Source organism: Halomonas sp. KHS3 (assembly GCF_000830495.1).
Classification (GTDB): domain Bacteria; phylum Pseudomonadota; class Gammaproteobacteria; order Pseudomonadales; family Halomonadaceae; genus Vreelandella; species Vreelandella titanicae.
Genome location: NZ_JWHY01000001.1, coordinates 295,262 through 306,480, shown reverse-complemented (window position 1 = coordinate 306,480; position 11,219 = coordinate 295,262). Strand labels below are relative to the sequence as shown.

Sequence of the window (11,219 nt, the reverse complement as noted above, 5' to 3'; positions counted from 1 at the left end):
AATATCAGTAACCCGCCAAGCGCGGCAGGAAAGTGACCAGCGCTGGTACGAAGGTAATCAGCAGCAGAATCAAAAACTGCACGCCCAGCATCGGCAGAATGCGGCGGATAATCGGCCCCATTCCCACGCCGGAGACAGAGTCGGCGACAAACAGGCAGAGCCCCATGGGCGGTGTGATCAGCCCCATCATCAGGTTGAAGATCACCACGATGCCGAAGTGCAGTGGGTCGATACCCAGCGCCATGGCGATGGGGTGAAGGATCGGTACCAGTACCAAAATGGCCGCGATGCCCTCCAAAAACAGCCCCACCACCAGTAGCAGGAGAATGACGGCAATCAGGAAAGTCCACTGGGTATCGATGCTCATCAGCGCCCACTCGGTGAGCATGTTGGGCACGCGCTCGAAGGTTAATACCCAGTTGGCTGCGGCAACGGCGCCCATGATGACCATGATCACGGCGCTGTCGCGCATGGCCCGGGCGAAGATAGCGGGCAGGTTCACCAGCTTGATATTGCGGTAGAGCACCACGCCCAGAATCAGCGCGTAGACCACGGCAAAGGCCGCCGCCTCGGTGGGCGTGACGATACCGGCTAGAATGGCACCGACCACAAACACCGGCATCAGCGCGGGCAGCAGGCCGTGGAGAAGGGCGTGGCGGCGCGACTGCTGTTTTGACTGGGTGGCGCCAAGGTCACCGGCAAAAAAGTAGACGTAGATGGAGAGCCCCAATGCCAGCAAAAAGCCCGGCACGATACCGGCTAAAAACAGCCCCGGTACCGACACACCCGACACCGTCAGTGCATAGATAATCACCGGAATACTGGGTGGAATAATCGGGCCAATCACCGAAGAGGCAGCGGTGAGCGCCGCGGCAAAATCCCGGGGGTAGCCCTCTTTCTCCATTGACGGTATAAACACCCGCCCTAGTGCAGAGGTGTCGGCAATCGCTGAGCCGGAAAGCCCGGCAAAAATCACCGAGGCCCAGATGTTAACGTGTGCCAACCCGGCTTTTAGGCGGCCGACAATGGCGGTGGCCAGGTTAATAATTCGGTGGGTGATACCCGCTTCATTCATCAGCTCGCCGGCCAGAATAAACAGCGGGATCGCCAGCAGTGGGAAGGACTCCATGCCGCCGAAAAACTGCTGCGAAACGATGCGGATGTGGTAGGGCAAATCGCCGCTACTCATTAACACCGTCAATGAGCCGAGGATGGCAAAGGCAAACGGCACGCCGAGCAGCACAAGGGCTAAAAGCAGTACAAAGATCATGAGGAGGCCTCCTCACTGGCGTGCTCGCTCAAACGCAGTGCGCCCATTACCAGGGCAGAGAGGCTGAGCAGCCCGCCACCGATGAGCATGGAGGCTTGAAACAGCCACATTGGCATTCCTGTGCTCGACGAGGTGCGGCCTCCGCGGGAGGCGATAAATTCAACGGCTGACACCATCAAGCCAATGCCCACTACTAGCACTATCAGGTCGACAGCCACGGCTTGCCAGCGCACCCAGCGCGGCGGCAGCAAACGACGAATAAGGTCAAAGCCGATGTGCTTGTCCTGTAGATACGCCCAGGACATGCCAAACATCAGGCCGTAAATCATCAGGTAGATGGCGGTATCTTCCCCCCAGGTAATGGAGCCGCCAAAGGTGTAGCGCGCAAAGGCATTGCCTGCGACCAGCAGAAAAATCAACACCATGGCAACTCCTGCCAAGCTGCCATTGAACAGGATCAGGCTGCGGTGTAACCGGGTGAGAAGAGGAGACATAGGAGCACCTTCGATCGATAGTCAGGCACGCAGGGTTGCGAGTGAACCTCCGAAGGCCCACTCGCAAGCGCTTTGGTTCGGCGGGGGTTAGAAGCGTGCGGAAGCCTCTTCCACAGCGGAAGAGAGGCGCTCGATCCACTCTGCGTCATCGCCGAGCTCTTCGGTCAGGTACGCCTGAACCGGTGGTTGGGCGGCTTCGCGGAAGGCCTCCATCTGCTCAGCGGTGGGCTGGGTGATCTCCATGCCCTCTGCTTCCAGTTTGGTGATCCCCTCTGCCGAATTGAACTGCTGAATGGCACGGCCGGTGGTGCCGGCGACCACAGCGGCGCGCTTCACTGCAGCTTGCTCCTCTTCGCTAAGCGACTGGAATATCTCATCGTTAATCAACAGGTGATCAACGCCGTAAACGTGGCGATCCAGGGTCAAGTAATCCTGAAACTCATAGAAGTTATTGCCGTAGATCACCGAGATGGGGTTCTCCTGGCCATCGACTACGCCGGTGGCAAGGGCTGTGGGTACTTCACCCCAGGCGATGCCCTGGGGCTCACCGCCCAACGCACTGACCATTTCCAGGTAGAGCGGAATGGTTTGAACGCGGAACTTCAGCCCCTGCATATCTTCCGGCGACTGAATCGCGCGCACGGAGTTGGTGAAGTGGCGGAAGCCCGTTTCGCCGTAAGCCAGTGTGCGTAGGCCAGTCTGTTGCAAGCAGTGTTCGGCTAGTGCTGTACCAAACTCGCCGTCCATCACTTGCCACGCCACTGGCGCTGAGGGGAAGGTGTAAGGGATATCCGTTACGGCGACCGCCGGGCAGAAATTGGCGTAGGCGCCGGAGACCATTGCAATGCTGATGGTGCCATCCTGGGCGCCCTCAATCAGCTCGGTTTCACCACCTAGCGAGCCCGCGGGGTAGAGCTCTACGGTGAGGTCAGTTTCGGCTTCCACCAGGTTTTTAAACACCTGACCAGCAGCACCTTTTTTCGAAGTAGTCCAGTCATCTGGGTCAACGTGGGCGAAGCGGAGCGTCTGGGCAGAGACATTTGCTGCGGCAATGAGGGTAGCGGCAGCGACGGCTACCGTCAGCGTGCGCTTCATGGATATTTGTTTTAGTGAAAACACTGGAGACATTGTTGTTGTCCTCTTATCGGGCCGTTGTCATGGGGTTTGAAAAAGCCATAAACGATGGCGTGCTTGGCCTTTTCATCCTGTCATAATCAACAATGTACGAAATGGTACGTTCAGTCAAGCTGTGGCATACTAGACAAAAGACGACCACGACAATAAAAGGCACGCTCTATGACAGCCCCTTCGACCCAGACCAGCCCCCCTGCCACGCGGCGACGGCGTAAGAATGACCCCGAATCCGTACGCGCCGATATTATGGCGGTGGCTACCCGCGAATTCTCAGAGAAAGGCCTCTCCGGGGCCCGGATCGATGAGATCGCCGAGAAAACCCGCGCCTCCAAGCGCATGATTTACTACTACTTTAATGATAAAGAGACGCTCTACCTGCACACTCTGGAAGCCGCCTACCAGAAAGTGCGTCTGCAGGAGGCTGAGCTGGATCTTGACCACCTGGCCCCGCTTGAGGCGCTTAGCCGACTGGTGCGGTTTACCTTTTGTCATCACGCCAAAAACCCTGACTTTATTCGCCTGGTAATGATCGAAAATATTCATCATGGCCGCTTTTTGGCGCAGTCAGAGTTGATTCAATCACTCAATGCCGGGGTGATTGATGTACTCACCAGCGTCTATAGCCGCGGTGTAGAGGCGGGCTGTTTTCGTGAAGGCCTGGATCCTCGCGAGCTGCACTGGCTGATTAGCGCGCTGTCGTTTTTCAATGTCTCGAATCAGCACACCTTTTCGCGAATTTTTGATTGGCACCAAGCCGCGCCAGAGAATCAGCAAAAATTAGAAGATCATGTTACCGATATGGTGCTGCGTTACGTGCGTCCTGACTAGGCGACCCTTAATGGTGAGCAAAAGTCAGTTCATGTTAGTCCGCACGCTTGCCTTCCGAAGCAGGGCGACGCTTGTGAGTTCACGCCTACCTAGTTAGCGTATAGTTCGAAGAGCGAACATATGTGCAATTTTGTCCTGGGCCCTGCTTATACGCTATTTTGAGGCGCTGGACAGCGTTAATAGGAAGCCTACCGCCATGCCCTCTGCATTTTTAAAACACCCCTTTATGAGCCAGCGCGCCGTCGCTGAGTGTGACGATGACGCTATGGTGGGCGCCATGCTGGCCTTCGAGTTGGCCCTGGCCGAGGTTCAAGAAGCCAGCGGAGCCGTGCCTGCCGGGGTTAGCCAGCAAATGCGTGAGCAGCTTGAACGCGCCAACGTTAATGTCGCTGAGATCGCTGAGGGCATCGCCAGCGGTGGTAATGTAGCGATTCCTTTCGTTAAACAGAGCCGTGCGCTGCTCGCCGATGAGATCAAGCGCTACTGGCACCAAGGCGCGACCAGCCAGGACGTGGTCGACTCCGCGCTGATGCTGCTGCTTAAGCCACGCTTAGCGGCGCTGGATGAGTTACTGCTGCGCTGCCGTTCGGCGGCGGTAGCACTTATGGAGACTCACATCGATACGCCCATGGTGGGGCGCACCTTAATGCAGCAGGCGCTGCCGATCACCTTTGGGGTGAAGGTGGCTCACTGGGCAATCGGCCTGGAGCAAGCGCGCCGCCGTTTAAGCGCTGTTGAGCTACCTGTTCAGTTTGGCGGTGCGGTGGGCGTGCACTCGGGTTGGGATCACCTCGGGCTTGAGTGGATGGATGCATTGGCCGAACGGTTAGGCTTGGCGGTACCGGTACTGCCCTGGCATACCGACCGCTACCCCATTCATGCCCTCGGCACGGGGTTAGACGCTGTCGCCGGGGCTGCTGAAAAAATCGCCCTGGATGTCTCGCTGCTCACCCAAACCGAAGTCGGTGAAGTGGCGGAACCCTCCGCGCCAGGGATGGGGGAGTCGTCCTCCATGCCCCATAAACGTAACCCGGTACGCAGCGCGCTGATTCGCGGCGCGGCGCGACAAGTGCATGGCCACACCAGCGTGTTGATCAACGCTGCCGCCCAACCCCTTGAACGTGGTTTGGGCGAGTGGCATGCGGAGTGGGCGCCGCTGATGGAGAGCGCTCTGCTGGTAGAGGGTGCGCTAGAGCAAGTGGCCGTGCTGCTGGAAGGACTCGAGGTCTACCCCGACAATATGTGGCGAAACCTGGCGGCCACCGGCGGCGGCATTATGGCCGAGCCCGTCGCACGCTTGCTGGCGCCTACGCTAGGCGTGGAGAGAGCCAAAGCGGTTAGCGCGGAAGCGGCAGAAACCTCACGCCGGGAAGCACGCCCCTATTCAGAGGTGCTTGCCGAGCATCCTGAGGTGAAAGGGGCCGTAGACCCCGATGCGCTGCGTAATGCCTGCGACCCCGCTTTATACCTTGGTAGCAGCGCAGCCCAGGTCATGCGCGCCAGAAAATGGCTAGAAACCCAATAAGCCTATTTAAAAACAAAGCGTTAAGTTCGGCTGTGAAATGGGTGATGGGTTCGCTAGGTCGTTAGGCGGGCGCCGTTGGGTTTGACCCAATGTATGTTCAGCAGTAGATTGTTCGTATAGAGGATCTATGTTCGCTTAACGAACAATCGACAGAAATTTGCTAACAAGTACGCCAACGACCCGCTAAGAGGCACCCATCATGGCCGAGTTTCTCAGCCTGCATGACGCGGTAGCGCGCTACGTCCAAGACGGCGCCACCGTGGCCATGGAAGGTTTTACCCACCTGATTCCGTTTGCCGCTGGTCACGAAGTGATCCGCCAGAAAAAGCGCGACCTGACGCTGATCCGCATGACCCCGGATATCATCTACGATCAGATGATTGGCGCGGGCTGCGCTAAAAAGGTGATCTTCTCCTGGGGTGGTAACCCCGGCGTAGGCTCACTGCACCGCCTGCGCGATGCGGTTGAGAAAGGCTGGCCGCATAAAGTCGAGATTCTTGAGCATAGCCACGCCGCCATGGCCTGCGCTTTTGAAGCAGGCGCAGCAGGATTGCCGCTGGCGGTTTTTCGCGGCTATATCGGCAGCGAACTGCCCAGCGTCAACGATCAAATCAAATTCATCGAGTGCCCGTTTACCGGGGAGCGCCTGGCCGCCGTGCCGTCGGTGCGCCCGGACGTCTCGATCATCCACGCCCAGCGGGCGGATCGTCAGGGTAATGTGCTGGTAGAGGGTATCGTGGGTGTGCAGAAAGAGGCGGTACTGGCGGCCAAGCACAGTATCGTCACGGTGGAGGAGATCGTCGATGACCTCAACGCTCACCCCAACGCCTGTGTGATTCCCAGCTGGGCCATCAGCGCTATTGCGGTAGCCGAGAAAGGCGCGCTGCCCTCCTATACCCACGGCTATTACGGCCGCAGCAACCGCTTCTATAAAGAGTGGGATGCCATCGCTCGCGATCGCGACACCTTTACCCAGTGGCTCGACGACAACGTTTTTAATGCTGCCCAAAATCATGCAGGGGAGAACAGCTGATGAGTCTGGAATATACCTCTTCTGAAATGATGTCGGTGACCGCCGCGCGGGCGCTGGAAAATGGCATGACCTGCTTTGTGGGTATCGGGCTGCCCTCGGAAGCCGCCAACTTGGCACGGCTGACCCACGCCCCTGATGTGGTGCTGATTTACGAGTCCGGCACGCTGCAGACCAAGCCCGATATTCTGCCGTTATCAATTGGCGATGGTGAGTTGTGCGAATCGGCGCTCACCACCGTGGCGGTGCCGGAGATGTTCCGCTACTGGCTCCAGGGCGGCAAAGTCGACGTGGGCTTTTTAGGTACCGCGCAAATCGACCGCTTTGCTAACCTTAACACCACGCTGATCGGCGATTACAAAGCGCCCAAGGTTCGCCTGCCGGGGGGCGGCGGTGCGCCGGAAATCGCCACCAACGCCGGTGAAGTCTTCATCACTTTGAAGCACTCCAAGCGTGCCTTTGTAAAAGATGTCGACTTCGTCACCACTCTGGGCTTTGGCCGCGACGGCAAAGGGCGCGAAAACGTGCCCAATATAGGTAAAGGCCCCACCCGTGTAATCACCGACTTGTGCGTGATGAAGCCCGACCCGGACAGCAAAGAGCTGGTAGTGGTGTCACTGCACCCCGGTGTGAGTCGCGACGACGTGATCGACGCCACCGGCTGGGAGGTGCGCTTTGCCGATCAGCTTGAGAGCACCCCTGAGCCCAGCGAGAAAGAGCTGACCATCCTGCGCGAACTAAAAGCGCGCACCGAGCGTGCCCACGCTGGCGAATAAGGAGTCTGTTATGAGTGATGTCTATCTTTGTCATCCCCGCCGCACGGCCGTTGGGCGCTTTGGTGGCACCCTGGCCAGCGTGCGCCCGGATGATTTTGCCGCGACGATTTTTAAAGCCGTACTGGCAGAAGCGCCGGATCTCGACCCTGCCGCCATTGAAGAAGTCTTTATGGGCTGCGCCAACCAGGCTGGCGAAGATAACCGCAACGTGGCGCGGATGTCGTCGCTGCTGGCGGGTATTCCTACCTCGGTGCCCGGCACGACCATGAACCGCCTGTGCGGCTCGGGTATGGACGCGGTGGGTACCGCGTTTCGCGCCATTAAAGCGGGTGAGATGGCGCTGGCGCTGGCTGGCGGCGTGGAGTCCATGTCCCGTGCGCCCTACGTGATGGGCAAGGCCGATAGCGCTTTCGCCCGCACTCAAAAACTCGAAGACACCACCATTGGCTGGCGCTTGATCAACCCGCTGATGAAGAAAGCGTTTGGGGTCGACTCCATGCCGGAAACGGCAGAGAACGTCGCCGAGCAGTTCAATATCTCTCGCCAAGACCAGGACGCCTTTGCCCTGCGCTCCCAGCAGAAGGCCGCCGCCGCTCAAAAGGCCGGACGCTTTGCCCAGGAGATCACCGCCATCGAGATCCCGCGCCGCAAGCAGGCGCCGCTGATCTTTGATCAGGATGAGCATCTGCGGGAAACCACTTTGGAGAAGCTGGCGGGCCTACCTACCCCTTTCCGTGACGGCGGCAGCGTGACCGCAGGCAATGCGTCGGGCGTTAACGACGGTGCGGCGGCGATGCTGGTGGCCAGCGAAGCGGCGATTAAACAGCATGGCCTGACACCGATGGCGAAAATTATCGGCATGGCCACCGCAGGCGTAGAGCCGCGGATTATGGGCTACGGGCCGGTACCGGCAGTGCAGAAACTACTCAAGCGCACCGGTATCTCGATGGATGAGATCGATGTGTTTGAGTTTAACGAAGCGTTCGCCGCCCAGGCGTTAGCCTGCATGCGCGACCTGGGGCTGGCCGACGATGATCCTCGCGTCAACCCGAACGGCGGTGCGATCGCACTGGGGCATCCGCTGGGTATGTCCGGTGCCCGCCTGTTGTTGACCGCCGCCCATGAGCTGCAAAACAGCGGCAAGCGCTACGCACTGTGTACCATGTGTGTAGGTGTGGGTCAGGGTATTGCTACGTTGATTGAACGCGTTTAACGGAGATCGTCATGGCATTTCATAGCATCAATGGCCGCAGCGTGGCCTATCGTCTGCTCGGCGCAGAAGTGAACCCGCTGGTCGTGCTGGCGCACCCTTTGGGCATGAGCCAAGCAGTATGGGATGACGTGATTCCCGCGCTGCTGCCCCGCTACCGGGTGTTGACCTGGGATCTTCCCGGCCACGGTGCTAGTCAGGCAGTCAGCGGTGCACAAATCACTCCCGCTGATTTAGCCGCTGAGGCTCTGGCATTGGCAGAACGGGCGGGCGCTGAGCGTTTTCACTTTGCCGGTACCTCCATTGGCGGTGTCGTCGGCCAGCAGTTGATTGCCGAGCATGGTGATCGCCTGCTCTCCGCTACGCTGACCAACACCGGCGCGGTGATCGGTAATCCGGACTTATGGAATACCCGTGCAGGTCGCGTGCGTCAGGAGGGCCTGGCAGCGATGTCTGAAGAGATAGTTCCCCGCTGGTTTGCACCAAAGGCCTTTGAGACAAGCCCGGCGCTGCAAGCGGGATGGTGCGTACAAATGGGCCGTGGCGACGATGAGTCCTACGCCCAGCTGTGCGAAATGCTTGGCCGCGATACGTTTACCGGCAAGCTCTCAGGTAAGAGCACCCTTCATAAGGTCAGGGTACAGCTGTATGGCGGCAGTGAAGATATGGCCACGCCGCCCGCGACGCTGGAAGGCCTGGCGGCAGAGCTAGATGGCGCACCGCTAGAGATTTTTGACGGCGTCGGCCACGTACCTGCAGTCGAAGCCCCGGCGCTGTTTGCGCAAAAGCTCCTCGCCGTACTGGCAACGGATCTGGGCGATGTGGCCAACCACGGCGTGGCGTACGCCACTGGCCTGGAAACCCGCAAGCAGGTATTGGGAGACGAGCATGTAGCGCGCTCCACCGCCAATGCCAACAGCCTGGATGCGCCCTTCCAGCAGATGATTACTCGCCTGGCCTGGGGCGAGCTGTGGAGTAACGACGACCTAACCCGCCGCGAACGTAGCATGATCACCACCGGGATTCTCGCCGCGCTTGGCCGTGAAGAGTTAACGCTGCACCTAAAAACCGCGAAGCGGATTGGGCTGACAGAAGCTGAACTGCGCCAAGTGCTGATGCACGTGGCGATTTACGGCGGCGTTCCAGCGGCGAATCACGCCTTTGCTCTTGCCAAAGAGCTGGGCTGGGGTGAGTAGCAAATCAAAATAATTGATGAGAGGTAAAGGGCGATGACCCACGACAATAAACGCTTTGTGGCCCGCGACCGCAACTGGCATCCGCCTGCCTACGCGCCGGGTTATAAAACCTCGGTGGCGCGCTCGCCTCAGCAGGCGCTAGTGAGCATGCAGCAGCCAACCGCATCCGAACTGACCGGCCCCGATTTCAGCCACCTGCGCATGGGACCCCACGATAACGACCTGCTGCTGAATTTCCGCCAGGATCCGGGCCATGGCGGCCTGCCCCAGGGTGAGCGGGTTATTATGTTTGGCCGGGTAGTCGATCAGTTCGGCAAGCCAGTACCGCACACGCTGGTAGAGATGTGGCAGGCCAACGCGGGTGGCCGCTACCGGCATAAAAACGATAAGTATCTGGCGCCGTTAGATCCTAACTTCGGCGGTGTAGGTCGCTGCTTGACCGATGAGCAGGGTATGTACCGTTTCCGCACCATCAAGCCCGGCCCCTACCCGTGGCCAAACGATATGAACAGCTGGCGGCCTGCGCATATTCACGTATCGGTGACCGGGCCTTCGATCTCTACCCGGCTGATTACTCAAATGTATTTTGAGGGCGACCCGCTTATTCCCCTGTGCCCCATCGTGCATACCCTGAAAGACCCGCTTGCGGTTGAGACGATGATTGGACGGCTCGATATGGCCCACAGCAAACCGATGGACTGCTTAGCTTATCGCTTTGATGTGGTCGTGCGCGGCGAACTGCAAACCTTCTTCGAAAACCAATAGCCGAAAACTAATAAGGGCAGGGGGATACATCATGAATCAGCCTAACAGCCAACCGACCAGCGACCTGATGCTGCGGGAAACCGCCTCGCAAACCGCTGGCCCCTACGTGCATATTGGTCTTGCTCTCGCTGCGGCGGGCAACCCCGTAAGGGATGAAGAGATCTGGAACGAGATGGCTAAGCCTGACGCCAAGGGTGAGCCTATCGAAGTGGTCGGAATTGTCATCGACGGTAACGGCGACCTGGTGCGCGATGCCTTTATTGAGGCGTGGCAGGCCGATGCTAACGGTGACTACCAAGCCGATTACGGCCTTAGCAAGCCGTTCAATAGCTTTGGCCGTACCGCGACTACCTTCGATCACGGTAGCGAGTGGTCGCTATCGACCATTAAACCCGGCGCGGTGCAGCACCCCAGCGGCCAGCCAATGGCCCCGCACATTAACCTCACGCTGTTTGCCCGCGGAGTGAATATTCACCTGCAGACGCGCCTCTACTTCGATGATGAGACCGATGCGAATGCCCAGTGCCCGGTGCTTTCGCGTATCGAATCACCGGCACGCCGCCAGACCCTGATCGCCAAGCGCGAAGAGGTGGAGGGTAAGGTGCGTTATCGCTTTGATATTCGCCTGCAGGGCGAAGGCGAGACGGTGTTTTTTGATTTTTAAGTCGTTATTCTCAACACATAAAAGCGCTGTGATGCTGTCATGGCGCTTTTTTGTGTGTCTGAGGTGGTATCTACCTACGCATCAAGAGCTCGGTGGTTTGTACCAGTATCCTGAACAGCAGCCTGATGATTAAACGGCACTGGAAGGAAAAGTTTGTGTAAGCCATTTCGGAAAATTTTGTAAGAGATCTCTTACAAATATGGCACTGGTAATAATCTTTTATTTTTCAAGCGATTGATTTTGTTTGATTGTTGCTGGTTTTGCATGCTCTAAAATGCTCAGCCGTGCTCAGATCATCCCCGCTGTGTATCTGCCAGCGGTTGCGCC

At 58.4% G+C, this 11,219-nt stretch carries 11 protein-coding genes; 8 read left to right on the top strand and 3 right to left on the bottom strand.

The window, feature by feature from the left end:
• Window positions 1-4: 4 nt before the first annotated feature.
• The 3 genes from RO22_RS01450 to RO22_RS01440 form a co-directional block, all read right to left on the bottom strand.
• A complete protein-coding gene (locus RO22_RS01450) occupies window positions 5-1,270 on the bottom strand; it encodes a TRAP transporter large permease (protein ID WP_041157401.1) in 1,266 nt (421 codons plus the stop codon).
• Window positions 1,267-1,764 carry a TRAP transporter small permease gene (locus tag RO22_RS01445; protein ID WP_041157400.1) on the bottom strand — a complete coding sequence of 166 codons (498 nt, stop codon included), beginning with the start codon at window positions 1,762-1,764 and terminating at the stop codon, window positions 1,267-1,269. Before RO22_RS01445 ends, RO22_RS01450 begins: the two co-directional genes overlap by 4 nt.
• Window positions 1,765-1,851: 87 nt before the next feature.
• Complete coding sequence (locus RO22_RS01440; protein WP_200890210.1) at window positions 1,852-2,892, bottom strand: DctP family TRAP transporter solute-binding subunit; 1,041 nt, start codon at window positions 2,890-2,892, stop codon at window positions 1,852-1,854.
• A gap of 168 nt (window positions 2,893-3,060) precedes the next feature.
• Here RO22_RS01440 and RO22_RS01435 point away from each other — a divergent pair, with 168 nt between their 5' ends.
• The 8 genes from RO22_RS01435 (at window position 3,061) to pcaG (ending at window position 10,892) form a co-directional block, all read left to right on the top strand.
• Window positions 3,061-3,726, top strand: a complete 666-nt coding sequence (locus RO22_RS01435) for a TetR/AcrR family transcriptional regulator (RefSeq protein ID WP_041157399.1) — start codon at window positions 3,061-3,063, stop codon at window positions 3,724-3,726.
• Between the two features lie 196 nt (window positions 3,727-3,922).
• Entirely contained in the window at window positions 3,923-5,251 is a 1,329-nt protein-coding gene (locus tag RO22_RS01430) for an adenylosuccinate lyase family protein (RefSeq protein WP_041157398.1), read from the top strand.
• A 199-nt stretch (window positions 5,252-5,450) separates the two neighbouring features.
• A complete protein-coding gene (locus tag RO22_RS01425) occupies window positions 5,451-6,284 on the top strand; it encodes a CoA transferase subunit A (RefSeq protein WP_041157397.1) in 834 nt (277 codons plus the stop codon).
• A 5-nt stretch (window positions 6,285-6,289) separates the two neighbouring features.
• Window positions 6,290-7,057 (top strand): CoA-transferase subunit beta, encoded by a 768-nt coding sequence (locus RO22_RS01420; RefSeq protein WP_318025883.1) that lies wholly within the window; start codon window positions 6,290-6,292, stop codon window positions 7,055-7,057.
• A gap of 10 nt (window positions 7,058-7,067) precedes the next feature.
• Entirely contained in the window at window positions 7,068-8,270 is a 1,203-nt protein-coding gene (gene pcaF / locus RO22_RS01415) for a 3-oxoadipyl-CoA thiolase (RefSeq protein WP_041157395.1), read from the top strand.
• A gap of 11 nt (window positions 8,271-8,281) precedes the next feature.
• Window positions 8,282-9,463, top strand: coding sequence for an alpha/beta fold hydrolase (locus RO22_RS01410; RefSeq protein WP_041157394.1), 1,182 nt, complete (start codon window positions 8,282-8,284; stop codon window positions 9,461-9,463).
• Window positions 9,464-9,496: 33 nt separating this feature from the next.
• Complete coding sequence (pcaH, locus tag RO22_RS01405) at window positions 9,497-10,228, top strand: protocatechuate 3,4-dioxygenase subunit beta (RefSeq protein ID WP_041157393.1); 732 nt, start codon at window positions 9,497-9,499, stop codon at window positions 10,226-10,228.
• Between the two features lie 31 nt (window positions 10,229-10,259).
• Window positions 10,260-10,892 (top strand): protocatechuate 3,4-dioxygenase subunit alpha, encoded by a 633-nt coding sequence (pcaG, locus tag RO22_RS01400; RefSeq protein ID WP_200890209.1) that lies wholly within the window; start codon window positions 10,260-10,262, stop codon window positions 10,890-10,892.
• Window positions 10,893-11,219: the final 327 nt, after the last annotated feature.

Excerpts from the sequence above, each read along its gene's own strand:
- RO22_RS01450 (WP_041157401.1), bottom strand. The coding sequence starts at position 1,270 with ATGATCTTTGTACTGCTTTTAGCCCTTGTGCTGCTCGGCGTGCCGTTT.
- RO22_RS01445 (WP_041157400.1), bottom strand. The coding sequence starts at position 1,764 with ATGTCTCCTCTTCTCACCCGGTTACACCGCAGCCTGATCCTGTTCAAT.
- RO22_RS01440 (WP_200890210.1), bottom strand. The coding sequence starts at position 2,892 with ATGTCTCCAGTGTTTTCACTAAAACAAATATCCATGAAGCGCACGCTG.
- RO22_RS01435 (WP_041157399.1), top strand. The coding sequence starts at position 3,061 with ATGACAGCCCCTTCGACCCAGACCAGCCCCCCTGCCACGCGGCGACGG.
- RO22_RS01430 (WP_041157398.1), top strand. The coding sequence starts at position 3,923 with ATGCCCTCTGCATTTTTAAAACACCCCTTTATGAGCCAGCGCGCCGTC.
- RO22_RS01425 (WP_041157397.1), top strand. The coding sequence starts at position 5,451 with ATGGCCGAGTTTCTCAGCCTGCATGACGCGGTAGCGCGCTACGTCCAA.
- pcaF (WP_041157395.1), top strand. The coding sequence starts at position 7,068 with ATGAGTGATGTCTATCTTTGTCATCCCCGCCGCACGGCCGTTGGGCGC.
- RO22_RS01410 (WP_041157394.1), top strand. The coding sequence starts at position 8,282 with ATGGCATTTCATAGCATCAATGGCCGCAGCGTGGCCTATCGTCTGCTC.
- pcaH (WP_041157393.1), top strand. The coding sequence starts at position 9,497 with ATGACCCACGACAATAAACGCTTTGTGGCCCGCGACCGCAACTGGCAT.
- pcaG (WP_200890209.1), top strand. The coding sequence starts at position 10,260 with ATGAATCAGCCTAACAGCCAACCGACCAGCGACCTGATGCTGCGGGAA.